At 69.5% G+C, this 24614-nt stretch carries 15 protein-coding genes and 1 pseudogene; 9 read left to right on the top strand and 7 right to left on the bottom strand.

Features of this window, described 5'->3' with window-relative positions; translation table 11 throughout:
* Positions 1-16: 16 nt before the first annotated feature.
* Positions 17-1036 (bottom strand): zinc-dependent alcohol dehydrogenase family protein, encoded by a 1020-nt coding sequence (locus tag CUT39_RS00455; protein ID WP_100443978.1) that lies wholly within the window; start codon positions 1034-1036, stop codon positions 17-19.
* Between the two features lie 448 nt (positions 1037-1484).
* Here CUT39_RS00455 and CUT39_RS00450 point away from each other — a divergent pair, with 448 nt between their 5' ends.
* Positions 1485-2141, top strand: coding sequence for a DUF1932 domain-containing protein (locus CUT39_RS00450; protein WP_198586758.1), 657 nt, complete (start codon positions 1485-1487; stop codon positions 2139-2141).
* An 85-nt stretch (positions 2142-2226) separates the two neighbouring features.
* Here CUT39_RS00450 and CUT39_RS00445 read toward each other — a convergent pair whose 3' ends face one another.
* Together CUT39_RS00445 and CUT39_RS21590 are read right to left on the bottom strand one after the other, a co-directional pair.
* Positions 2227-3333, bottom strand: coding sequence for a PQQ-dependent sugar dehydrogenase (locus CUT39_RS00445; protein WP_408611075.1), 1107 nt, complete (start codon positions 3331-3333; stop codon positions 2227-2229).
* A pseudogene (locus tag CUT39_RS21590) lies at positions 3328-3729 on the bottom strand (cellulose binding domain-containing protein); the annotation flags it as partial. The pseudogene CUT39_RS21590 and the gene CUT39_RS00445, both read right to left, overlap by 6 nt.
* Positions 3730-3985: 256 nt before the next feature.
* Here CUT39_RS21590 and CUT39_RS00440 point away from each other — a divergent pair.
* Together CUT39_RS00440 and CUT39_RS00435 are read left to right on the top strand one after the other, a co-directional pair.
* Positions 3986-5128 (top strand): hypothetical protein, encoded by a 1143-nt coding sequence (locus tag CUT39_RS00440; protein WP_100443976.1) that lies wholly within the window; start codon positions 3986-3988, stop codon positions 5126-5128.
* Between the two features lie 7 nt (positions 5129-5135).
* Positions 5136-5558 (top strand): hypothetical protein, encoded by a 423-nt coding sequence (locus CUT39_RS00435; RefSeq protein ID WP_100443975.1) that lies wholly within the window; start codon positions 5136-5138, stop codon positions 5556-5558.
* Between the two features lie 131 nt (positions 5559-5689).
* Here the strand turns inward: CUT39_RS00435 and CUT39_RS00430 are convergent, their stop codons facing one another.
* Positions 5690-7672 (bottom strand): beta-galactosidase, encoded by a 1983-nt coding sequence (locus tag CUT39_RS00430; RefSeq protein WP_198586756.1) that lies wholly within the window; start codon positions 7670-7672, stop codon positions 5690-5692.
* Between the two features lie 255 nt (positions 7673-7927).
* On the opposite strand from CUT39_RS00430, the gene CUT39_RS00425 reads away from it, so the two are divergent.
* The 6 genes from CUT39_RS00425 (at position 7928) to CUT39_RS21385 (ending at position 16076) form a co-directional block, all read left to right on the top strand.
* Positions 7928-9229: an extracellular solute-binding protein gene (locus tag CUT39_RS00425; protein WP_100443974.1), complete on the top strand. Its 1302-nt coding sequence runs from the start codon at positions 7928-7930 to the stop codon at positions 9227-9229.
* Positions 9230-9241: 12 nt separating this feature from the next.
* Entirely contained in the window at positions 9242-10663 is a 1422-nt protein-coding gene (locus CUT39_RS00420) for a carbohydrate ABC transporter permease (RefSeq protein ID WP_198586755.1), read from the top strand.
* Between the two features lie 2 nt (positions 10664-10665).
* On the top strand, positions 10666-11544 hold the full coding sequence (locus CUT39_RS00415) for a sugar ABC transporter permease (protein ID WP_100443973.1): 879 nt from the start codon (positions 10666-10668) through the stop codon (positions 11542-11544).
* Positions 11545-11697: 153 nt separating this feature from the next.
* A complete protein-coding gene (locus tag CUT39_RS00410; protein ID WP_100443972.1) occupies positions 11698-13272 on the top strand; it encodes a lectin in 1575 nt (524 codons plus the stop codon).
* 119 nt (positions 13273-13391) lie between these two features.
* Positions 13392-14411: a LacI family DNA-binding transcriptional regulator gene (locus CUT39_RS00405; RefSeq protein WP_100443971.1), complete on the top strand. Its 1020-nt coding sequence runs from the start codon at positions 13392-13394 to the stop codon at positions 14409-14411.
* Between the two features lie 363 nt (positions 14412-14774).
* A complete protein-coding gene (locus CUT39_RS21385) occupies positions 14775-16076 on the top strand; it encodes an RICIN domain-containing protein (protein WP_100443970.1) in 1302 nt (433 codons plus the stop codon).
* Positions 16077-16237: 161 nt separating this feature from the next.
* On the opposite strand, the gene CUT39_RS00395 is transcribed toward CUT39_RS21385, so the two are convergent.
* The 3 genes from CUT39_RS00395 to CUT39_RS00385 form a co-directional block, all read right to left on the bottom strand.
* A complete protein-coding gene (locus CUT39_RS00395) occupies positions 16238-18574 on the bottom strand; it encodes a family 43 glycosylhydrolase (protein ID WP_198586754.1) in 2337 nt (778 codons plus the stop codon).
* 298 nt (positions 18575-18872) lie between these two features.
* Positions 18873-21194 (bottom strand): beta-galactosidase, encoded by a 2322-nt coding sequence (locus CUT39_RS00390; protein WP_100443969.1) that lies wholly within the window; start codon positions 21192-21194, stop codon positions 18873-18875.
* Positions 21191-24526 (bottom strand): DUF5107 domain-containing protein, encoded by a 3336-nt coding sequence (locus CUT39_RS00385; protein ID WP_198586753.1) that lies wholly within the window; start codon positions 24524-24526, stop codon positions 21191-21193. Before CUT39_RS00385 ends, CUT39_RS00390 begins: the two co-directional genes overlap by 4 nt.
* Positions 24527-24614 lie beyond the last annotated feature (88 nt).

Genomic DNA, 24614 nt, shown 5'->3' with positions numbered 1-24614 from the left:
GTGGGGAGCCGCGCTCTCAGAGCAGGACGCGGGAGACGGTGTCGCCCGGGCGGATCTGGAGCTTGCGGCCTTTGCCCTGACGGAACAGCTCCAGCGCCTTCGGATAGTCGTCGAGCGTGAAGGAGTGGCTGATCATCGGGGCGGGATTGATGGCCTCGGCCTCGAACATCTCCACGGCCCGGCCGAAGGAGTTCAGGACGGCCATGGTGCCGACGATGCTGATCTCGTCGCGATAGACGCGGAAGGGCGAGTAGTCCGCGCCGGCTTCGGCCGGTGCGACGCCGAAGTGCTGGAAGGTGCCGCCGGCCTTGACCCTCGGCAGGGCGTCCTCGATCGCCGGTACGGCCCCGGTGCAATCGACGATCACGTCCCACCGATCGCGCTCGGCCCGGTCGGCGCTGGTCAGCACGTGCTCGAACCCGAGCTCGCGAGCAGTCTTCAAACGCGCTTCGTTGATGTCGACGACGGTCACGCTCGCCGCACCGGCGCGGGGAGCCAGTTGGGCCATGATCAGGCCCATCGTGCCTGCGCCGTAGATCAGGTAGTGGTCGCCCATGCGACGCGGCAGGCGGTCGTAGGCGCGGATGGCGCAGGCGAGCGGCTCGATGAGAGCGGCCTGGTAGAGGTCCGTCTCCGGGCGCAGCTTGTAGACGTTCTGCACGGGGGCGGTGAACCGTTCCTGGGCGGCGCCGTCGGAGGCGACGACTCCCAGTCCGTTCCACTCTCGGCACAGGTTCGACTTGCCGTTGGCGCAGAACTCGCACTCCCCGCAGGTGGTGGAGGGGTTGACGGCCACGTGGTCGCCGGAGGAGAGGGTGGTCACCTCCGATCCGACGGCGACGACGACTCCGGTGGCCTCATGCCCGGGAACCAGCGGGTAGACGGTCCCCTCGAACTCGCCGTCGAAGACGTGGGTGTCGGTGCCGCACACGCCTACGGCGGCGGTCTCGACCACGACCTCCTTCGGGCCGGGGGCCGGTTCGGGACGGTCGACCCGGGCGAGTTCGCCTGCTTCGTCGAAGACAACTGCTCGCATGACACATTCCTCCATTGGCTCGGTCATCGCAGACGCGGGGGCGGCGCGGGCGTCCCAGCCCTGGTCATCCCGGTGCCTCATGTAGCGCACTGCTGGTCTCTGTTAAATCTCACATGAAGTTAACACTCTTCATGTGATTTCTGACGCTACTCCTCGTCATTTATATTGTCAATCGACACCGCTGACGTTAAGAATCTGTTACCAAGACGGAGGCCCGCCCGACGGTCCATCTCGCGCATGAGGCGCGCGACGGCAGCTCGACATCGAAACGCTCGCGACGGGCGTTGATGAGGGCGAGGGTCACCGCTGCGGCCGGTCGGGCTCCGCCGCACAGGAAGCCGACGCCGGTCGGCCGGTACAGTGGCGAGCATGTCGAACCCCGCTTCGGGCGTTCGACGCCTGCGGGCGGGCCGTCGACGATCCGACCGAGAAGGGCGTAGCCGCAACGGTGATCGGAATCCTCCACCCCGGCCGGATGGGGGCCGCCGTCGCGGCGCAGGCCCGCAGGCGCGGTGCCCGGGTCCTGTGGCGCCCCGCCGGCCGGAGCGAGGCCACCGTTCAGCGAGCGCAAGCGTCGGGCCCGGACTCCACCCGTACTCTCCCCGAGCTGCTCGATCGGGTGAGCTTGGTGCTCTCGGTGTGCCCGCCGGCCTTCGCCGAAGACCTCGCTCGCGAAGTGGCGCAGTTGTTCACCGGCACCTTGGTGGAGGCCCGCCAGATCGGGCCCGAGGTCGGCGAGGCTTCGGCGTTGAAGCTGTCGTTCGCGTCGTTCCAGAAGGCCTCACGGGCGCTCGCCGCCGTGTCCCACGCGCTGGCCGATCGCCACGGCGTCCGCGAAGAACTCCGGTCGGAGGCCGACCGCATGGGGCCATCGGCCCTCGCCCAGCCCGGATACCTGCCGAGCCTCGCCGCTCGCGCTTGGCGATGGGCGCCCGAGATGCACGAGATCGCCGCCGCGCTGCGGGAAGCCGGGCTTCCCGAAGACCTCGCAGCGGGCGCCGAACGAGTCTTCGAACGCTGGAGCGGCGACAAGGACGACTGGGACATCGATCTGCACGAGGTCTTCGAGCACCTCGGTTCGACGGCCGACGACCAAGGCGTATAGGGCGACTGCTGCTTCTTCGGCATGCGGCGACCGGCCGCCGCCGCGCATTCGCGCGGCGGCGGCCGGTCGCCGTTGATCTAGACGCTCACTGCGGATCCAGGCGGAGAATCGAGCCGCCGAGGCTCAGGACGTACAGCTCGCCGTCGGGTCCCTCCACGAACGATGCGATCGATCCGGCGCCGATCCGGCCGCTGAACTCGACTTCGCCCGCGTCGCTGCCGTTCTCGATCTCCCTTGCCAGCACGACTCCGAGGCAGTAGTCGCTGAACACGTAGGCCCCTTGCAGTTCGGGGATCGCGCTGCCCCGGTAGACGAATCCACCGGTGACCGAGCACGCTCCGTCGCTGTGGTCGAACTCGTACCACGGCGGCACGTGGTTCGCCGGCTCCTCACCGGAGACGGGAAGGGTGCCCTCCATGCGGGCCCAGCCGTAGTTCTCACCACCGGTGCTGGAGGCGGGCGCGAAGTTGATCTCCTCGCGATCGTTCTGCCCCACATCGGCGATGTAGAGGTCGCCGGTCTCGGCATCCCATGAGAACCGCCAGGGGTTGCGCAGCCCGTAGGCCCAGATCTCGTCCCGGGCGCCCGGATCGCCGACGAACGGATTGTCGGGCGGAATCGCGTACGGTTCGGCACCCGAAGGGTCGATGCGCAGCAGCTTGCCCAGCAGCGTATCGAGGTTCTGCGCGTTGTCGGACGGGTCGAAGGCGTCGCCTCCGTCACCGAGACCGATGTAGAGCATACCGTCGGGTCCGAAGGCGACCTGGCCGCCGTTGTGGTTGGAGAACGGCTGTTCCTGAGTGAGGACGGTTCGCCGGGTGTCGAGCTGGATCTGGCCGTCGAGCATTCCGAACTCTTCGACGGCGGTGTCGCCGTTCAGGTCGGTGAAGGAGATGTAGAAGTGCTCGAAGGCCGGATCGAAGGCGATGCCGAGCAGGCCTCTTTCGCTCTCGGTGGTGGTCTCGTCGCTGATATCGAGGACCGGGTCGCTCAATTCCCCGTCGTCCAGAACTTGGACCGTGCCCTCGCGGTTGGCGATCCAGATCGCCCCGTCCGGTCCGACCGCCCCGGCCGTGGGAGACGATCCGCTCGCCACCTGCGTCAGGCCCGCGTCGACCTGGGTCGGGCCCGGATCCTCCGTCGGGCTCTCACTCGGGTCGTCGCCGTCCTCGCCGCATTCGACGCCGTTCAGCGTGAACGGCTCGGGCTGCACTGCACCGCCGGATACGATCATGCCGAACAGTTCCCGGCTCTGTCCGGCCGCGACGGTGGCGTTCCATCCGACATCGGACCCCGTGAACGACGAGCCGCTCTGGCTCCAGTCGACGTTCCAGGCGGACTGCACCTGAGCACCGTCAGGCAGGTCGAACGAGAGGTTCCAACCGTCCACCCCCTCGGTTCCGGCGGTGAGCGAGACTACGGCGTGGTGCGCGCCGCCCCAGTCGTTGACGACGTTGTATTCGACCGACTCGCAAGCGGCGGCGTGTGCCGGGTTCGCCGCGACCACCGCGACCGCACCGGCGACGAGCGCCCCGGATACGGCGGCGACGGCCGTGAGCCGTCCTGGTCGACCTCGTGTGGCGTCCATGTGACGATCCTCCTCTGGCCGGAACGCGGTCCCGGCCCAGTGGCAGACAAGCTCCTTCACATCGATGCTAGTCGATACACTCGGGTTCTGGGCAGAGGCGGGCCGCAGAGAATCCGATCGCGAACGCGAGGCGTTCGGTCGCGCCGCCGAGCGGGGCCGGGACGGCAGCGGAGTACGAGTTCTTCGGTCTCCACCGGGTCGGGCCCGAATGCCGGCGAACACGCACAGTGGACGGCATATCGTACGCTGCGGAGGCATGAGCGATTTCCAAGCCGAACCCGGCTCCATCCGGGATCTCGGAAAACTCCTCGGACTGCAGTCCGAGCACGCCGACGCCTGCAGGCGCTACATCATCGCCAACACCGGTCTCCAAGGCGGCGAAGGCTGGCTCAACCAGCTCAGCGGCGCGCACGACGTCCTGGTCGACCGGACGCAGACCTGGTTCCATGAGTTCGGCCACTACACGCTCGACGCGGCGGAGTCCGCGGTCACCGACTCCGCCGACTACTACGCGAGGACCGACGAGGCGGCCGCCGAGGAGTTCGACGTCCAACTCGAGGGGCGCCCGCCGGCCGACCGGCTCCCCTCCACCCCCGGTTACCTCTTCGACGACCGCGCCCGCGTCGGGGCCTTCGGCGAGACCGCCGATCCGACGGGTCACCTGACCGAGCCCGACGACTACGCCGCGCAGGGCGCATGGCGGTGGGAACCGAGCCTGCTGGACGCCTTCTCGGCCGGATCGGTCGCCCGCGGGACGATCATGAGGGCCACCGACTTCCTCTCGATGATCGGCCTGCTCGATCGGGCCTACGACCCGTACGAGTTCTTCCTCAAACCCGTGACCGGTGATTGGGCGGGATTCCGCGGCTGCGCCGACGTCTACCGCAACACCGCCCAGGCGTGCCGGAACATCTCGGGCAACCTCTCCCACGGCAGGCTGGGGATCCCGACGGTCTGGTCGGGCAACGCCGCCGACTCCTGCGATTCCTTCATCGCCGAGGTCTGCGCCGCCCTCGCACCGGCCGCCGAGACGCTCGAAGCGATCGCCGACGAGTACGTGAACGCCGCCGAAGGTGCGTTCGAGTTCGCCTCGGCGGTCGGCAGCATCCTGAACGAAATGGTCGACAGCGCGGCCAAGTGCCTGCTCGCGGCGGGTGCGGGAGCCTCGACCGGGCCCGTCGGCTGGCTCGTCGGGGGCGGCATCGCCGTCATCGAAGGCCGCCAGCTCGTCAAATGCATCCAGGCCGCCGTGGACGTCTGGAACACCACCAATGCGGTGATGAGCACCGTCCGTTCCGGCCTCGAGGACTTCGGGCGGGTCGACGCCGCCGGCAACCTCATGCCGCAACTGCCCGAGGCCGGTGCGCCCGGCTCCCCGATACTGCAACTCCCCGATTGAGGGCGCGATGACCGACGATTCCCATGACCCCGAGCGGGTTCTCCGGGGCCTGGAGGGCACCCCGCTCGGCGAACGACTCTCCACCCCCCGACAGCGGCAGGAAGAGCTGTACGACCTCATGGCCGCCCATGAGGACCCCCTGTGGCGGGAGATGGGCGAGCAGCTCAAGAGCGGCGCGATGACGCTGTCCGACGCCCTCGCGACGCCGGCCTACCGCGACCACCTCACCGAATCGCTCGAACTCGCGAAGGAACGCCAGACGGAACTGTACGAGGCGGTCGAGCGGTCCGGCGGCGACCCGGACGTCCTCGCCGCCGAGCTCGAACCCGAGTCGGAGACCCAGGAAGAGGAAGCGGCCGAGACCGGGAGGCGGACCTGCCCGGAATGCGGGCGGCTCATGCCCGGATCCGAATGCCGCCACTGCTTCTGAGGCCGGGGCCGGACGAGGCGAGCCCGCCCTGGAGTACGGAGTAGGCGTCCGCAGAGCCAAGCTCCCGGTCCGCTCCACTCGCGACCGAGGCGCGACCGGCCATCCCACGAACGCCCCGGCGCTCCCCCGGCTCAGGTCCCCTGCGGCGGCGCTTCCTCGGTGATGCGGACGACGGCGACTCCTCCGGCGGCGATGGGGACCTCTCCGTCGTACGGGGTGCCGTCCAAGGCGTCGATGCCCCAAAGGCCCGGGACGGCGACGTACTCGCCCGTGTGGTTGATCAAGAAGCGGAGACCGCCCCGGTCCACGATCTCCACCTGTTCGGGCGCACCCGTCGGCCGGTGCACTCCAGAGGAGTCCAGGACGTCGGCGAGCAGGTTGCGCAGTCCGGTGGCGTCGTCGAGAGCCGTCGCGACGTACCAGGCGTCGCCGCGCCCGAGCCGGTTGCGGGTCAGGGCCGGGCGCCCGGCGTCGGGACCGTCGGCGAAGGCCGCCAGGACCTCGGCCCCTTCGAGGCGCACGTGCTCGGACCAGATCCGGCCGACCGCACCGGAGTCCAGGGCGAGCGAGGCGCCCTCGGCCACCGGGTGGAACTCCTCGATCCAGAGGCCGAGGGTCTCCCGCAGCGCCCCGGGGTGGGCTCCGGGGTGGACGACGTCGTACTCGTCGACGATCCCCGAGAAGTAGGAGACGACCAGGCGGCCGCCATCCTCGACGTAGCCGCGGAGATTCTTCGCCCCGGCGTCGGTCAGCAGGTACGAGGAGGGGGCGACGACCAGCTTGTAGCCGCGCAGATCGGCCTCGGGGTGGACGAAGTCGACGGTGACGTGCTGCTTCCACAGCGAAACGTAGTACGCCTCGACGCGCTCGCGGAAGCGCAGGTCGACCGAGGGCCGCCACTCGAGTTCGAGGGCCCACCACGACTCCCAGTCCCACAGGATCGCGACCTCGGCGGCCACCTCGGAGTCGACCGCCTCGGACAGTTGCTTGAGATCCCTGCCGAGGGAGGCGACCTCGCGCCATACGCGGGTGTCGGTGCCGCCGTGCGGGACCATCGCCGAATGGAACTTCTCGGCCCCGGTCCGGGAGGCGCGCCACTGGAAGAACAGGAGGCCGTCCGCGCCGCGGGCCAGGTGCGCCAGGGAGTTGCGGCGCATCTCCCCGGGGCGCTTGGCGAGGTTGCGGGGCTGCCAGTTGACCGCCGAGGTCGAATGCTCCATCAGCATCCACGGCCCGCCCGCGACGCCGCGGGTCAAATCGGCGCTCATGGACAGTTCGATGTGGTTCTCGGGCCGCTCGGCGACGAGGTAGTGGTTGTTGGAGACCACGTCGACCTCTCGGGCCCAGCGGAAGTAATCCATCTCCTTGCAGTTGGGGACCATGAAGTTCGTGGTGGCCGGGACCTCCGAGTAGCGGGCGATGATCTCGCGCTGGATGCGGTAGCCCGCGATGTGCTCGTCGTTCGAGAACCGCCTCCAGTCGAGCTGGAGCGCCGGGTTGACGCCGGGCGGGGCGGCGCCGGGCGCCTCGATCTGGTCGAAGGAGCGGTAGACGAGGCCCCAGAAGGCGGTGCCCCACGCCTCGTTGAGCCGGTCGATGTCCCCGTACTCGCTTTCGAGCCAGCGGTGGAAGGCGCGTTCGGAGACCGGGCAGTAGCATTCCGCGCCGCCCCATCCGAACTCGTTGTGGATATGCCACAGCTCCACGGCGGGGTGGGCGCCGTAGCGGGCGGCCAACCGCTCCACGATGCTCGCGCAGGCTTCGCGGAAGGCGGGGGCCGAGGGGCAGACCCCGTGGCGGGTGCCGCCGGACATGGTGCGGCCGTCGGAGTCGACCAGGCGGATCTCGGGATGGGCGCGCCGCAGCCAAGCCGGCGGCGAGGCGGTCGGGGTGCCGAGGTCGACGCCGACGCCGTTGGCGTGCAGGAGGTCGATGATCCGGTCGAGGCCGCCGAAGTCGTACTCGCCCGGGGCGGGTTCGACGATGCCCCAGTTGAACACGCCGAGGCTGACGAGATCGACCCCGGCCTCCCGCATGAGGCGGACGTCCTCGTGCCAGACCTCCTCGGGCCACTGCTCGGGGTTGTAATCGCCTCCGTAGCGGATCGTCCTCAACGTGTTCTCCTGTGGGGTTCCTAGCACCAACTCTTGTGAACGTGCACGCTACCCGGGCCGCAGCAGCTTGGCAACCTACCGCCTCGAGGACGTAGTTCGGAACTGTGATCGTTCTATGAGACTGTATTGCCAGCATATCGACTGAAGCACTGCATAAGGCTCTTGATTTCAGTGACGCATGTCGCTATGTTGATGTAATCGTTCACGGTCTGCGCCGGATGGCCAGATTCCCTCAACCGAGACAAGGACGTGACCATGCGAGGCAGAGCAGTTGTCGCGGTCGCCGCAGCGGCCGCAGTCGGCCTGGCCGCCTGCGGCGGGCCCACCCAGAACGAGGAGACCGACGGCGACCTCGAATGGGACGAACAGTCCCAGCAGTACGTGATGGAGGAGGAGATCGCCGACGGCGAGGCCGCCCTCAAGGTCTGGTTCGAGGAGGACTACCTCGCCGAGGCCGTCATCGCCGCCTTCAACGAGCGGTACCCCGACGTCAAGGTCGAATACGAGCTGGTCGCCAAGCACGACGCGGTCGGCAAGATGGCCCTGGCCGGAGAAGCCGGGACCGGCGCCGACGTCTTCATGACCTTCTACAACGAGGTCCCCAACGCGATCGACGACGGTACCGCCGCGCCCCTCGGCCGGTACCAGGAGATCCACGAATCGCGCATGAACCCGACCTATACCGGCGTGGTCAGCGACGACGGCGACATGCACGCCGTCCCGGTCACGACCGAGTCGATGGCCCTGATGTACAACAGGACGCTCCTCGAAGAGCTCACCGGCTCGCCCGAGCCCGCCGACACCTGGGAGGAGATCGCCGAACTCGCCGAAGACTACAACGACCCCTCCACCAACCGCTGGACGATCCGCATGTCCACCGCCGAGATCTACCGCGCCTACCCGATCCTCTCCACCGCCGGCTGGAAGGTCTTCCCCGACCACGACGTCGACGACCCCGGCTTCGGCGACCCGAGCCTCGCCGAGGCGCTGGAGTACTACGCGGAGCTGCGCGAGATCTTCGACGTCCCCAGCGCCGACTCCACCTGGGAGACCATCGAGGAGGCGTTCGCCGAGGGCGAGACCCCGTACGTCACCACCGGGCCCTGGAGCTTCGCGACCTTCGACGAAGGGGCCGAGCAGAACGGCTTCGAATACGGGGTCACCACGATGCCGACCAGGGAAGGCGGCGATCCGGCCGCGACCTTCGCGGGCATGCACGTCGCCGCCGTCTCGGGCTACTCGGAGTACCCGGCCGCCGCTCGCGTCTTCGCCAACTTCATGGCCTCCGACGAGGGCGCCGCCGCCGTCTACGCCTCGAGCGGGCAGATCCCCGCGCTCAACGAGGACCTGCTCTCCGGCATCGAGGGCATCGCGGACGACCCGCACGTCGACGGCATCGTCGCCCAGTCCGCTCAGGCCGACCTCGTCCCGCAGGTGCCCGAGTACTTCTGGGAGGTCGGCGACACCCTGGTCATCGATGTATGGGACGACCTGTCCGACCCGGGCGCCGCCCAGGACAAGGCGGTCGAGACCTACGAAGAACTCCACGGACTCTAGGACCGATCGCTCGTGACCACCACCAAGACCCCCTCCCCTCGCGTCCCGACGCCCGCCCGGGCGCCCCGGGACACGGGGAGCTCCGGGATCCCCGCACCCGTGCCGGGCATCGCCTCGGCACTGGTGTGGGGATCCGGTCAGCTCATCAACCGACAGCCGGGCAAGGCCGCGTTCTTCTTCGCGTTCTACGCGGCGGCCGTCACCTGGGAGATGACCACCGGCAACTACTACGCCGGCATGGACTTCAGCCCCCGCGCCAACGGCGGCTTCTTCGTCAAAGGCCTGTGGGGACTGGTCACCCTGGGCGATACGCCCCGCGAGATGACACTCGCCGGCCTCGTCGACGGCGACAATTCGATCGTCCTGCTCGCCAACGGGATCATTGCGCTGCTGACCCTCTGCCTGCTCGCGGTCGTCGCGATCTGGAGTGTTCGCGACGCCACCCGCTACCGCATCCGCCTGGGCGCCGGCGAAGCCGCCGAGCGCTCCGCCGACTACTTCCGCAAGACCTGGGAAGGCGCCTTCGCCTATATCGCCCTGTCCCCGGCTCTGGTGCTCGTCGTCTTCATGTCGGTGCTGCCGATCACCTTCGGCGTCATGGTCGCGTTCACCGACTACAACCGCGACAACCTGCCGCCGATGAACCTCGTCGACTGGGTCGGTTTCGAGAACTTCGCCCAGATCTTCTCGGTGCCGTCTTGGGCGGGGACGTTCCTCGGAGTGCTCGCCTGGACGTTCGCGTGGGCGATCCTCGCGACCGCCACCACCTACGCCGCCGGTTTCCTCCAGGCCGTGCTGCTCGCGAACAAACGCGTCCGGTTCCCGCGCGTGTGGCGCACGATCTTCCTGCTCCCCTGGGCGGTGCCGGGAATCGTCTCGGCCCTGGTGTTCCGCGCGATGTTCAACGGCCAGTTCGGCCCCATCAGCCAGTTCCTGATCGACATCGGACTGACCGACGAGCGCGTCTACTGGTTCACCGACCCGAGCAACCCCAATCTCGCCCGCGCCGTCGCGCTCCTGGTCAACCTCTGGCTCGGCTTCCCGTTCTTCATGGCGCTCATCGGGGGCGTGCTCACCAACATCCCCGACAGCTACTACGAAGCCGCCCGCATCGACGGCGCCGGCCCGCTCCAGCAGCTTCGGTACGTCACCATCCCGATCGTGCAGCGGACCTGCACGCCCCTGCTGGTCCTGGCGTTCGTCACCAACTTCAACAATTTCGGGCTGGTCTACTTCCTCACCGAAGGCGGGCCGGACAACGTCGATTACCGCTTCGCCGGAAGCACCGACCTGCTCGTCACCTGGCTGTTCAAGCTCACCCTGGACAATCGCCTCTACAACATCGGCGCGGTCATGAGCATCATCGTCTTCTTCATCGTCGGCACTATCTCGGTTTGGAACCTCAAGCGTTCCAAGGCGATTCGGGAGTTGTAGCCATGGTCGACATGCTCCGGCGGGAACCGCCGGCCGCCATCGCCGAGCGCGAACGCCGCAAGGGGCGGCTCTCCAGCGTGCTCATCCACCTGGAGCTCCTGGTCGTCGCCGTGATCGTGATCTTCCCGCTGATGTGGGTCGTGGGCGCCTCCTTCGGTCCCGGCGGCGGCCTGGCGAACACCTCCCCCATCCCCGAGGACGCGTCACTCGACAACTACGTCCACCTGTTCACGCAGACCGGCTACGGGCGCTGGTACCTCAACTCGCTCTATGTCGCCACGCTCAACATGGTCGGCAGCGTCGTGCTGTCGGCGCTCTGCGGGTACGTGTTCGCCCGCATCCGATTCCGCGGCCGCAAGTTCGGGATGCTGGCGATCCTCGTCCTCCAGATGTTCCCGTCCTTCCTGACCGCCATCGCCGTCTACATGCTGTTCCTGAACTTCGGACTGCTCGACTCGCTGACCGGGCTGGCGCTGGTGAGCATCGCCGCCGCCCTGCCGTACAACACCTGGCTCATGAAGGGCTACGCCGACAACCTGCCCGCCAGTCTCGACGAGGCCGCCGCCCTCGACGGCGCCGGCAGGATCACGATCTTCCGCAAGATCATCCTGCCGCTGATGCGGCCGATGCTGGCGTTCGTGGCGATCACCCAGTTCACGATCCCGTGGATGGACTTCATCCTGCCCCGGCTGCTGCTCCAGAGCCCCAGCAAGCAGACCGTGGCGCTGGGACTGTTCGAGATGATCACGGACCAGTACGCCAACGACTTCACCACCTTCGCCGCCGGGGCGGTCTTTCTGGCGGTGCCGATCACGGTCCTCTTCGTCGTCATGCAGCGCTACCTGGTCGCCGGTGCCATGGCCGGCGCGGAGAAGGGATGAGCCGCATGGGTCAGAGGCACAGGTCGTCGAGGTCGGATCCTCGTCGGCGGCGCACCGGGGCCGATCGGGCCCTCTCCGACTCCGACGGCGATGCCTCGCCGTCGCCGCGGGCGCTCAGCGGCGCCCGCCCCTACGATCACAAAGGAGCGACACATGAGACGAGCAATGGCGGTGATCCTCACGGCAACTCTGTGCTTCGTCGCGTTCGCCACGGCCTCCCCGGCGCAGGCCCAGCAGGACGACTTCTACATGGGCGTCGACGTCGGCACCCTCGTCGAGGTCGAAGCCTCCGGCGAGCGATTCTACGACGACGGCGCGCAGGGCGACGCACTGCAGATCATGGCCGACAGCGGCGCCAACCTGGTGCGGCTGCGGCTGTGGAACGACCCGTACAGTTCCTCGGGAGAGCCCTACGGCGGCGGCACGAACGACCTGGCCAAGACCATCGAGCTGGCGCAGCGGGCCAAGGCACTCGGCATGGACGTCCTGCTCGACTTCCACTACTCGGACTTCTGGGTCGACCCGGGCAAGCAGAACAAACCCAAGGCGTGGGAGAACCATTCCTACGGCCGACTGGTCGACTCGGTGAGGGACTACACCAGCGACGTCGTCACCCAGATGGACGCTGCGGGCGCGGGGCCCGACATCGTCCAGATCGGCAACGAGACCGTCAACGGCATGCTCTGGCCCGAGGGCAGCACCGACGACTGGTCGCAACTGGCCGGGCTGCTCGAGGCCGGCATCGAGGGCGTCCACCAGGGCGGCAGCGGCATCGAGATCGCACTGCACCTCGACCGCGGCGGCGACAACGGCGCGTACCGCAACTGGTTCGACAACGCCCGCGACCAGGGACTCCAGTACGACATCATCGCCCTGTCCTATTACCCGTACTGGCACGGTACGCTGAACGACCTGCGGAACAACCTGAACGATGTCGCCTCCCGCTACGGCAAGGACGTGCTCGTCGTCGAGACCGCCTACGGGTACACCTTGAACGACTGCGACGGACGCGGCAACATCTTCAGCGATTCCCACGCCCAGGAGAGCGGATACCCCGCGACCGTGCAGGGCCAGACCGACTTCCTGCGCGACGTGAGCCGGGCAGTCGCCGACGTCCCGAACGACCGGGGCCGAGGCATCGTCTGGTGGGAGCCCGCCTGGATCGGCGACACCACCTGGGCCACCCAGGCCGGCATGGATTACATCGACGATCAGGCCGGCGAGAGCAACTCGTGGGACAACCAGGCCCTGTTCGACTGCGACGGGAACAAGCTGCCGTCGCTCGACGTCTTCGGCGAGTTCGCCGGCGACGGCCCCGGCGAACCCGGCGGCGACACCGGGGAACTGCGATCGGCATCCGCCGACAAGTGCCTCGACGTGCCGGACCAGAGCACCGAGCCGGGGACCCGGGTGCAGATCTACGACTGCTGGGGCGGTGCCGGCCAGCAGTGGACCTACACCTCCGCCGGCGAACTGACCGTCTACTCCGGTGGCTCGCAGTTGTGCCTGGACGCCGAAGGCGGAGGGACGAGCGACGGCACCGCGGTAATCATCTGGAACTGCAACGGCCAGGCCAACCAGCAGTGGCGCCTCAACGGCGACGGTACGGTCACCGGCGTCGACTCGGGGCTGTGCCTGGACGTCTACCAGGCTTCGACCGCCAACGGCGCGGAGGTCGTGCTCTGGTCGTGCCACGGCGGATCCAACCAGCAATGGACCTTCGGGTAGAGGCACGACCGACGGCGCGGCCAACGCGCCGCGCTCGGTGAGCGGGACCGGGGAGGCCGCCGTCCCCTGGGCGGCCTCCCCGGTCCCGGCGGCTCGGGGGAGAATGAAACGTGGAGAGCATGGGAGAGTCGAGGGACTTGACACGGAAACGACCGACTATCAACGACGTCGCGGCGGCCTCCGGAGTCTCGCGCGGCACGGTGTCGCGCGTCCTCAACGGGAAGGGCAACGTCTCCCTGGCCGCCGAGATGGCGGTGCGCCGGGCGGTGACCGAGACCGGCTACGTCGTCAACCGGGCCGCTCGGAGCCTCAAGACCAGCCGCACCGGCTCGATCGTCATGGTGCTGTCCGAGCCCCAGGAGCGCCTGTTCGAGGACCCGAACTTCTCGGTCCTCATGCGCGTTGCCACCAACCAGCTCGCCGACCGCGACATGTCACTGGTGCTCATGATCGCCGGCGACGACGGCGGCCGCAACCGCGTCGCGCGCTATCTGCGCGGCGGCCACGCCGACGGGGCGCTGCTGATCTCGACCCACGCCGGCGACCCGCTGCTGGAGGCCATCGAGCGCAGCGACGTGCCCGCGGTCGCCTGCGGCGCAGTGTTGGGCCGCGAGTCGGTCATCCCGTACGCCTCGGCGGACGACCGCGGTGGCGCCCGACAGATCACCGAGTACCTGGTATCCCAGGGCCGCAGCAAGATCGGCATGATCACCGGACCGCTCGATACGCCGGGCGGCTCCTTGCGGCTGGAGGGCTTCACGGGCGTCCTCGGCCGCAAGGCGACCAAGAGGACGGTCGTTCACGGTGACTACACGCAGGCCGGGGGCGAGGCGGCGATGCGCAAGCTCCTGGAGGCCGTCCCCGACCTGGATGCGGTGTTCGTCGCCTCCGACCTCATGGCCGCCGGGGCGCTCCAGGCCCTGCACGCGGCGGGCCGCCGCGTGCCCGACGACGTGGCCGTGGCCGGGTTCGACGACTCGGCCATCGCGACCGCGACCCGCCCGATGCTCACCACCGTCCGCCAGCCCCTCGCCAAGGTCGCCGAGGAAACGGTCCGAATTCTCATCGCGCGCCTCGACGGGCGAGAGCTCGAATCCGTGGTGCTCCCGACCGAATTGATCATTCGCGACTCGGCCTGAACGGGCGCGGGCCTCTCCGAAGGCAATCGTTCACAGCCTCGCGGCAAGCCGAGGTGGAACGCCTTGACCGAATATTCATCTATGTCTATACTTACTTCTATTGGGATCGTTCACAGTAGGATTCGGCAGTCTCCGATAGGGAGGGACGGTGGCGACGTCGTCGCCCCATTCCTACGAGCTCGGGTGCCGCACCGATCCGGTGCGGCTTCGGGGCGCACGCGTGCGCGTTCAATCTGGGAACGATTTCAGTGCTGGACCGGCCTGCCGCTCAACCCGGCGGACACATTCGGCGAGTTCACCACCGTGGGCCAGCTGCCGAACCAACCGGTCGAATCTCTTACATCTCTTGCACAAGGAGTCATCATGTCAATGCAACGACGGGCCTTCCTCGGCCTCGGTGCCGCAGGCCTCCTGGGAGCGGGCGCATCCCTGCTCGGCGCCCGCCAGGCGGCCGCCGATCCCGCTCCGGCCGATCCGTTCGCCGTGGGCGTACGCCGGTACGACTGGTACCGCGGCTCACGTCCGTGCACCACCTACGTCTACTACCCGGCCACCGGATCCCCCGGCGGGGATCCTGTCACGAACGCGCCGGTCGCCGACGGGGTCTTTCCCGTCTACAACTACACCCACGGATTCGGGTCCAGCCCCCAGGGCTCGGAGTTCCTCATCCGGCCGCTGGCCGCGGCGGGATTCATCGTCCCCGCCCCGCACTTCGACTACGACGGCGCCGGCGAGGTCTGGAGCGGCGAGCCGTCGCAGGACGTCTCCGAGATCATCACGCGGACCCTCAACCTCGATTCGAGCGGTCCGCTCGCCGGGCACATCGACACCGACGCCGGCGTGGGCGTCTCGGGCCACTCCTTGGGCGGCATGACCACCCACGGCCTGCTCACGGCCTGGCCCGACAGCCGCATCGTGTCGGCCAACCCGCAATCGTGCGAGGACATGGGCGCCCCCGCCGCCTCGATCACGGCCAAGGTCCTGTTCGTCCACGGCGACAACGACGACCTCACCCGGTACGACTCGGCCCGCCAGGCCTACGACGAGCTGACCTGGCCCAAGGCGTTCCTGACCTTCGTGGGCGGCAGCCACACCAGCTTCTGGGGCGACGACCGGTTCCCCGACACGGTCGTGGACTGGGCCCGCTGGAGCATGTACGGCGACACCGCCGCCCGCGACCGCCTGCCGCAGGACGCCGCGGGCTCGGACACCAGGTGGGAGGCCGAACTGGGCGAAGAACCGTCCGACCCCACCGGCGTCTACCGCCTGGCCGCGCAGCACAGCGGCAAGTACGCCGACATCGACGCCGTCTCCACCAGCGCCGGGGCCACGCTGATCCAGTGGCCGGCGACCGGCCGGGCCAACCAGCGGTTCGAGTTCGTCGACGCCGGCGCCGGCCACTACCGGATCAGGGCCGTGCACTCCGGCTTGGTCCTGCAAGCGGCGAGCAACGACAACGGCGCCGACATCTCTCAGCAACCGGAATCGGACGCGGCGAGCCAGCAGTGGCGCATCGTCGAACACGGCGGCGCCGTCAGCCTCATCAATCGGGCCTCCGGCCTGGCCATGGACGTCTGGGAGTACTCGACCGCCGACGGCGCCCGCATCTCCCAGTACACCTACACCGGCGATGCCAACCAGCGCTTCGCCCGCCAAGCAGTCTGACCCGGAGCGGCCGGATCAAGATCCGGCCCGACCACGACGGCGCCGCACGGCCCCGGCATCCAGTGTCGGCGCCGTCGTGGTCGGGCGTCCCGCAACCGGATTCGGCGACGGCAAAGGACGCGGACCCCTCGTCTGGGGATCCGCGTCCCGGTGGCGTATGGCTACGCGTCGAGGTAGTCGATATTGGGGAGTCCTCCCGAACCGGTCGCGGCCAGGCGGACGGTGTTGTCCCCCTCGTCGAGCGGCACGGTCACGGTCTCGGTGCTCCAGGTGGCCCATGAACCGGTGTTCTGGAACGAGGTGGACGCGACGGCGGTGCCGTTGACCACCACATCGGCCCCTCTGGCGCTGGAGGAGCCGTTGGCGAAGCGGATCTCCAACGTCGTCTCTTCCGCGCCGTCGGCGTTCACGGTGAACTGCGCCGCCGTGCCGGTGCTGTTCAGGGTGTTGCAGAATCCGGTACCCGAGTATCCGGAGTGGTTGGCGTCGATCGTGCCCTCGCAGGTCGCGGGCGGATTCTCGGCCTCGTACCGGACGGTGGCACCGCCGTTGCCGCCGCCCTGCCGGACGAGCGAGAAGTCGTCGACGGTGAAGCCGCCCGAATCCGAGGCCCGCACGGTCACGGTTGCAGCCCCGCCGGGCAGCTCGATGCCGGTGAGCTCGCGCTCGGTCCAGCCGCCCGACGACGGGACGCCGAGGGTGCTTTCGACGCCGTCGGCGTCGGTGACCACGACCTCTCCGGCATCGCCCCGAGCTTCCAAGGACAGGGTGTAGACGCCTTCGGGCAGCGTCTCGATCCGCTGCTCGACACCGCCGCCGTCGCCCACCTGGAGGGCGAAGCGGCTGGAGTTCGCGCCGCCCTCGACATTGGTGACCCAACCGCCGATGTTCCTCCATCCCCGTACGCTGGAGACGATGATCCGGTCGGCTTGGAAGTCGGGGTTGAGAATGTAGTTGTTGTCCGACCCGACCCTCCATTCTCCGGTGACCGCGTTGAACTCCCACTGGCTCACCGAGTGGAACCGGAGCTCATCGCCTTCTTCGGTGATCGGCACCCACTGGTTGTATCCGATGCCGTTCCAGGCGAAGTCGGCCCAGCGGTCGCCGGCGTAGAGCACTGTGTCCTGCTCGGTGCCCTCGACGGTCACGAAGAACCCGGTCTGAGTCACGTGACTGTAGTCCATCCCGGTGCCGTCCATGGTGTACCAGTCCGTGTAATCACCCTGGATGCCGCCGCCGGTGGATTCGAGGACGTAGTTGACCGAGGTGTTCCACCCGTGCAGGTCCGAGGCGGCCATGTAATAGGTGCCGTCGAGCTTGAACATGGCGTTGCCCTCGCGGCCTTCGGAGCTGTAGCCGACCTCCACGGCCGGTTCCACGCTCAGCGAGTCGGACTCGCTGATCTCGGCGACGTAGGCGTGAGCGCGTCCCTCGCGGTTGGACATGATCAGGTAGTCCCGCCCGTCCTCATCGGTGAACACGGTCTGGTCGCCGGTGCCCGTGGTCGGGGAGTTCTGGATCCGGGTCTGGAAGTTCCCGTAGGCGAAGTCGTCGGTCGGCGAGTCGCCCTGCAGGAACAGCACCCCGTGGTCGTGCGACGGGTGCCACATCTGCACCAGCAGCACGTACTTGCCGGTGTTCTCGTTGTACGAGACCCCCAGGCGTCCGATCCACCCGGCATCGCCCATGTTGCCGCCAAGTTCGCCCAGTCCCGTGGAGGTCGTGGCGATCTCGTTCTCGAACGTCCAGTTCACCAGGTCCTGCGAGGAGTACACGGGGATCGATACGAATCGGACCTGGTCGTTGTACTTCCGTGACGGGTCCGCCCGGTAGGACTCGGCGCCTTGGTAGTGCACGCCGTACCAGTAGTAGGTGTCGCCGAATTTGAACACCCCGCCGCCCTGGGAGTAGATCGGGTTGCCGTCGGTGTCGTTCCAGAAGGTGTCGTTGGTGATCGTCTCGAACGATCCCTGGAGCGGCTCCAGTTCGGCAGCGGCGGTCTGCAGGTCTGTCTTGGCGTCCGCGACCGCCTCCGATGTCGCCGACGTGTCGTCGGCGACATCGGAGGCGGTGGTCAACGCCTCGGCGAACGGGGCCCAGGAGTCGGCGGTGTGCTCGCCCGGAGCCCGCGTCTCATAGTCGGCGATCAGCGTCTCGAGGCCGCGAACCATCACCAGGTCGTCGATCGCCTCCTGGAGTTCCTCGCGTGCCTCGGCCCGCTCGGCACCGGTGGCGTCCGCCTGCTCGATCACCTCCGTGGCCTCCTCCCTCGCCATGGCGAAGGATTCCCAGGAGCCGGGCGTGTAGTCCGCGGCGGAGTAGGGCGCCACCTCCTCGGACAACGAGACCAGAGAATCGGCCGGGGCCGCCCCTTCGTCCGTGTCCTGCGCCTCCGCGAGGGGACCGGTCGCCGCCAGCGGTGCCGCCACCAGTGCGAACAGCGCCACGGCGACCAGCGGCCGCCGTCGTCTCGGTTTCGTACGTGTTGTACGTGTCATGGTCTTCCTCTCTCTCGGTGTCGCGCGGAAGCGAGGCGAACCGAGCCGCGCGCCGGTCGGCCGCGTGCCGGGTGCGTTCCGACCGATCGGGACATGCTCGCGCGCCGAACCACGGCGCGGACGCCACCTTCTCGTCGACGGTCTTTCAATGACGACTGTGAACGATCCCAGTCATGTTAAATATAGGTATATATGCATATATTGTCAATATGTGCCACGCCCCCTCCTCGGGGCCCGATCCGGAACGGCCGTCGGCCCGCGGCTCCGGCCAGGCGCAGCAGCCGTCTGCGGTTGACGGTCAGGACGGCTCCTTCCTGGCGCTGAGCCGGGTATTGGCCACCCGGACGGCGGTGGCGGCGGCGATGGCGATGCCGTCGTCGACCCCGCGTACGGACGGGTCGACCCATACGCCCGTCTCGCGCCGCCAGGGCAGCAGTTCGAGCCGGAGGCCGTGTTCGGAGACCGGCTGGCGGTGCGGTGTGAGGTCGATGTCCCAGGCGCGGCCGTGCCAGAAGTGGTCGGAGACCAGTCGCTCGCCGACATAGGCACGACCGGTGTCGCCGGTCCACTCGACGCGCAGCAGCGTCCGGTCGGCCGCGAACGCCTCGGCAGGGACGTCGATGTGGACGGCCGCCGCGTTCGTGTAGTCGTCGGGGGCGCTGAGGCGTCCCAGAGGGCCGCCGCGTCTGGGTTCGGGCGCGGGTCCGTGCTCGGGCCGGCGTCGGACGGCCAGCGGGATCGGTCCCGCGCCGCGGGCGGTGACGGCCCAGGACCGCCACGGCCCCTGGGCGCGGGGCCCCGACAGCTCGGCGCCGTCGGAGTCGAACCCGTCGGGTGCGGGCAGGACCGCGACGGTCACGTGCTCGGACTCGGACTGGACGATGAGGTCGCCGCCGTCGGCCCGGACGGGTGCGTCGGCGAGGACGAGACGGTCGCGGCCGGCGAGGTCGAGCCGGTAGAGCCGGTTCGCGCTCGCCTCGTCGAGGATCAGCAGCCGCACGCCGGGCAGTCGCACGACGCAGTCCGGGCCCGGAGCGGCGGGCAGGTCGACCACAGTGCCGTCGCCCAGGATGATCTCGACCGGAATCCCCTCGGTGGCGGCGAGAACCACGATCTCGCCTTCGTCGTCACTGAGCCTGGTGAGCAGTTGCGCAGTGGCGCTTCGCAGCTCCAGGTCCGGGGCGAGCGCGTAGCGCAGCGGCCACACCAGCGAGCGGCCCGCCGGGATGTCCACCGGATCAGTCGGGACGGTGACCTCGGCGTCGTCGAACGCGACGGTGACCTGGACGTCGGGCTGTGCCGCGATGGGCCGCTTCGGCGGCTGGTAGGTGGTCAGGAACAGGTAGCCGCTCGACCCGTCGGAGCGGACGGCCCAACGCAGTTCGTCGGGGTCGTCGCTGCCGCCGCCCACGGCGGCGGTCATGGCGGCGATGCGATGGCCTTCCTGACGTAGCCACAGGTGCTGGCGGCGCAGGTAGTGGTGGTGGGCGCGGATCTGGCCGTGCTCGCCGATCGGCGCGTGGAAGTCGTAGCTGAGTCCCGGCACGTCGTTGGGGTAGCCGGTGGCGTGCGACTCCTGCTCGGTCCCATGTGGTCCGGTGTGCTGCGTGCCGCCCGAATACATGTAGTAGCCCTGCCAGACCGAACCGGACCCGATCTTGGCGAGCGCGAGTGTGGCGACGTCTTCGGACGAGACCAGGGGCCGGCGATGGTAGGCAACGTGCATGCCGCCGCCGAGTTCGCACGTGGCGAACGGCAGCCGGTCGTCGATCTCGGCGGTGTCGGCGGCGGCGAGGCCGTCGAGGGCCTCCCTCAAGTCGGTGCCGACGCTGAGGTCGTCGCGGACTTCGCTGTAGCGGAAGTGGCACGGGGCGAACGCGGGCCACTCGGTGGTCTCGTCCTCCCAGAACCCCTCGGAGTAGGCGCTGTACAGCGGCAGGAGGGTCTCGGGCAGTTGAGCGCCGCCCCAGCCGGTCGCGGTCCAGATCGGAACACGCAGACCGCACTCCTCGGCGATGTCCCGCAACGTGGCGAGGTGCTCGGGCCGGTCGTACAGCTCGTTGTCGACCTGCGCGCCGATGATCGGGCCGCCTTCGGCGTGGGCGAGGCCCCGGAGCCGGCCGATGGTATGGGCGTACAGTCGCCGCACCAACGCGAGGTATTCCCGGTCGTCGGTGCGGGTCTTCAGGTCGCGCTCGGCGACCCAGTCGGGGAAGCCGCCGTTGCGGTACTCGCCGTGGGCCCAGGGACCCAGGCGCACGACGACGTCGAGACCGTGGCAGCCGGCGAGTTCGACGAATGCGCGCAGGTCGAGGTTCCCGGTCCAGTCGAAGCGGCCGGGTTCGGGCTCGTGGGCGGCCCAGAACACGTAGGTGGCGACCGAGTCGAGGCCTCCGGCGCGTGCGTGGCCGAGGACCTCGTCCCAGCGTTCGCGCGGGAGCCGGGAGTAGTGGATCTCGCCGGTGATCGGGATCCAGGCTCGACCGGCGCGCTCGATCCAGCGGCCGGTCACCTCGATCCGGTCGGGTGTTCCCGGGGGCTCGCCGTGGGGTAGGTGGCCGCGGGGCGGCGGCGGGGATGCACCGACGCGCAATGCGCGGGTGGGGGCCGGGTGCTTCATGTCTCACCTTTGAGGACGCGATGCGGTCGAGGGGCGGGGGCCGATTCGGCTACGGCGCGGGCGGCGCCGTTGAGCGGGTCGCGCTCGAGCGCTTCGGCGGCGAGGGCGGCGGCGCGGCCGGGCGCACCGTCCAGCAGTGCAAGCTGTGCTCGCAGCACCAGGACCCGCGTGTCGTGGGCGGCCTGGAGGTCGGCGGTGAACAGCAGCATGGCCGGCAGGGAGGTCGCGAAGTAGTCGATCCGGGCCTCGGTCCGGTCCTGTTCGTCGATGTAGCGGGCTAGGTCGTCGCGCAGGGCCTGTGCGGCGTCGGTCTCGCCCAGGCGCCGCAGGGCGGTGACGGCGGCGGCGGTGTGCTCGGAGTGGGTCTGCACCCGCATGGTCTGGAAGTCGCCCTGCTGGGCGGCGGCCCGCTCCCACGCGCCCCGGGCGGCGGCCGGGTCCCCGGCGGAGGCCAGGGCGTCCCCGAGCAGCAGGTGGAGGTCGGCGGTGTTGGCCAGGAGGTGGCGGGCCTCCCCGAGGTTCGGGGCCGGGTCGAGCGCGGCCCGGGCGTGGTCCGCGGCGCGGCGGGCATCGTCCGCGGCCACGGCGGCGCGGGCGAGGGCGAGGTGGGCCTCCTCCCAGGCGGCCAGGACGCGTCCTTCGCCGCCTTCCCAGGGCTGGAAGGCGCGGCCGGCGAGCACGTCGAGGGCCTCGTCCGCGCGGCCGGCGGCGGTCAGCAGCGCGGCGAACTGCACGGACAGGTCGTCGCGGAGTTCGACCAGGTCGCGACGTCCCTCCAGAGTCGAGAGACGGTGCTCGGGATCGACGCCGCGACGGGCGTCGAGCCGGTCGGCCTCGTAGAGCAGGCGGGCGTCGTCGGGCGCGGCGGTGCGGGCGCGCTCGTACCAGGCGGCGGCGTGCTCGGGGTCGCCTTGGACGTTGTGCGCGGCCACGCCGAGGTTGCGCAGGACGACCGGGTCGCCGGTCGGGGCCGCGGCCTCCCATGCGGCGACGGCTTCGTCGCGGCGGCCCGCGGCGTAGAGCCAGTGCCCGGCGAGGGCGGAGAGCACGGCGTCGCCGGGGCGTCGGTCCCGCAGCCGCGCCAACGCGTCGTTGTCGGCGGCCGAGGGGAAGCACCACGTCCGATCCGATTGGCGGACCATCTCCAGCGCCAGGTCGGCGGCTTGCTCGTCGCCGCGTTCGAACTCGAGGTCGGCGCGGTGCAGCCAGGAGAGCGGGGCGACGTTGACCTGGCCGGAAGCGGGTACGAGCCGCGCGGCGTCGTCGAACAGTTCGATCGCGTTCTCGTCCTCGCGGATCGAGCGGTATTCGAGGGCGACGTCCATGGCGATCGTCGGGTCGGTCGTGGGCTCGGCGTCGCGGCCGAGCCGGTCGGCCAGATCGCGGGCCCACGCATCGAGCGGGTTGCCCCGCAGGGTCTCCCGCACGATCGCGGCCGCACGCGCCCGATCACCGTGCCGCAGGACCGCCACCGTCATGAGATTCCGGGCCTGCGTGTGGCCCGGGCTGCGCTCGAGCAGCACGGCGAGTTCGGTCTGGGCGTCCCCGTCGCGTCCCGCGGCGAGGTCGATCCGGGCGGTGGCGACCGCGGCGGCGTCGGCCCAGGCGCGGTCCCACAGGGCCTTGCCGAACGCCTCCTTGGCCTCGGCGCCGCGGCCCCGGCGGGCGAGGACGAGGCCGAGCCGGTAGTGGGTCTCGCCGTCGCGCGGGTTGGGGTTGCGGCGCGTCAGCCGCCCGATGGCCGTGCGCAGGTGCTCCTCGGCCTCTTCGAGGCGGCCGGCATGCGCCAGCCGTGCGGCCAGCGCTGTGTTGCAGCGGGCATCGCCCGGATCACGGCGCAGGGCCTCCCGCCAGTACGGCTCCGGCCTGCGGGTCGCGTGCCGGTACTGCTCCAAGTGCAGGCCGGTGAGGTACAGCTCGTCGACCGAATCGATATCGGCCGGTGCGGGCGGCTCGGTCGCGGGCTCGGCGGCGGGCGGCTCCACGCGTTCGGGGCGGGGGCGCCATCGGACCAGCGCCTCGTCGCGGTGCTCGATCACGAGTTCGCACTCGGACGGATCGGGGGTTCCGGACCAGTGGATGTCGCGCCGGTACGGGGAGCCGGGGGCGAGATCGACGGCGTCCCGGTGGACCGTGCGGCCGCCGACGTGCAGTACCACCCGGGCGCCGGGCCGCGGCTCGGTGACCGCCGCGGCGATCCGGGCGCGCGTCTCACCGTCGTCGACGTGGAGGTCGAGGCGGACGGCGGCCTCGCGGGTGGCCTGGTGAACCGGGCCGGTGTCCTGGATCGGGTACCAGTACTGCGAGAACGTCTTGGTCTCGCCGGGTTCGAGGAACGCGAAGTCGGGCTGGTTGTCGGTGAAGACCCCGGCCATGAGCTCCACATAGGGGCCGTTGTCGTCGGTGAGTTGAGCGTCCCAGGCCCAGCCGAAGGGGGCGTTGCCCCAGGTCCACTGCTTCTTGCCGGGAGCGGTCCGGTGGTCGGCCCAGTGGACGAACCCGGCGCGCGCGGCGTGGTCGTAGCCACCGAAGAAGTCGTCTTCGGTGCCCAGGCACATGTACGACGTCGGTACCGGAATGTTGCGGTACCAGTCCAGACGGTCGCCGTCCGGGTGCTCGAGGGTTCGGCGGGACGGGTAGTCCACGCCGTAATAGGGGCCGTCGGCCGCGGGGAAACTCGTGGTCGCGCGCTTGGCGTGGTCGGCGACCACCCGCACATCCGTGGGGAAGAACGATTGGTAATCGTCGTGGGACGCGGCCGCCGCGTTCGCCCACCACAGGAAGGTCTGCACCTCCGCCGTCCGGTTCACCAGGTGACCGCGCAGCTCCACCAGCGCGCTCGCCGGGCGCAGGCGGATGCCGTGCATGCCCTGCATGCGCGCGAACGGGTCGTGGTCGGAGCACCAGACGGTGGTCGACCCGTCCGTTTCGGCCTCGATTTCGGTCTCGACCGGCAGGTGGGTGGCGGGACGGTGGTGCTGGGGCCAGTTGAATTCGACCCCGCCTGAGACCCACGGGCCAGCAAGGCCCACGAGGGCGGGCTTGATGACGTCGTTGCGGTAGAAGAAGTCGCGGCCGCGAGTCTTGTCGAGTCCGATGTGAATCCTGCCGCCGAGCTCGGGGAGGATCATCAGCCGGACGTACTCGTTCTCGAGGTGGATCGCGTCCCAGTTTCTCGGGGCCTTCTCGCGGTCGACCGCGTCGATGAACGGCAGCGGGTAGACCGCGCCCGAGGATCCCTGGTAGACGCGCTGGTCCAGGTAGGCGGGGTAGCGGTCGGGTGCGGCGGGCGCGTAGGTGTCGATCGCGACCGGCTCACGCCAGGCCCTCACGGGTGAGTCAACGAGCGCGGCGGGAACGTCGGGTAGGACGATCCTCGACTGTCCGGATGGCATTACTTGACCCTATGAGCTCTTGACA

This window comes from Glycomyces xiaoerkulensis (assembly GCF_002798405.1).
In the GTDB taxonomy this organism is placed as follows: domain Bacteria; phylum Actinomycetota; class Actinomycetes; order Mycobacteriales; family Micromonosporaceae; genus Glycomyces; species Glycomyces xiaoerkulensis.
Note: the sequence above shows the minus strand (reverse complement) of the source record. Positions and strands in the feature narration are given on the sequence as shown.

Coding starts and splice junctions, on each gene's coding strand:
- CUT39_RS00455 (WP_100443978.1), bottom strand. CDS start 1,036: ATGCGAGCAGTTGTCTTCGACGAAGCAGGCGAACTCGCCCGGGTCGAC.
- CUT39_RS00440 (WP_100443976.1), top strand. CDS start 3,986: ATGAGCGATTTCCAAGCCGAACCCGGCTCCATCCGGGATCTCGGAAAA.
- CUT39_RS00435 (WP_100443975.1), top strand. CDS start 5,136: ATGACCGACGATTCCCATGACCCCGAGCGGGTTCTCCGGGGCCTGGAG.
- CUT39_RS00425 (WP_100443974.1), top strand. CDS start 7,928: ATGCGAGGCAGAGCAGTTGTCGCGGTCGCCGCAGCGGCCGCAGTCGGC.
- CUT39_RS00415 (WP_100443973.1), top strand. CDS start 10,666: ATGGTCGACATGCTCCGGCGGGAACCGCCGGCCGCCATCGCCGAGCGC.
- CUT39_RS00410 (WP_100443972.1), top strand. CDS start 11,698: ATGAGACGAGCAATGGCGGTGATCCTCACGGCAACTCTGTGCTTCGTC.
- CUT39_RS00405 (WP_100443971.1), top strand. CDS start 13,392: ATGGGAGAGTCGAGGGACTTGACACGGAAACGACCGACTATCAACGAC.
- CUT39_RS21385 (WP_100443970.1), top strand. CDS start 14,775: ATGTCAATGCAACGACGGGCCTTCCTCGGCCTCGGTGCCGCAGGCCTC.
- CUT39_RS00395 (WP_198586754.1), bottom strand. CDS start 18,574: ATGACACGTACAACACGTACGAAACCGAGACGACGGCGGCCGCTGGTC.
- CUT39_RS00390 (WP_100443969.1), bottom strand. CDS start 21,194: ATGAAGCACCCGGCCCCCACCCGCGCATTGCGCGTCGGTGCATCCCCG.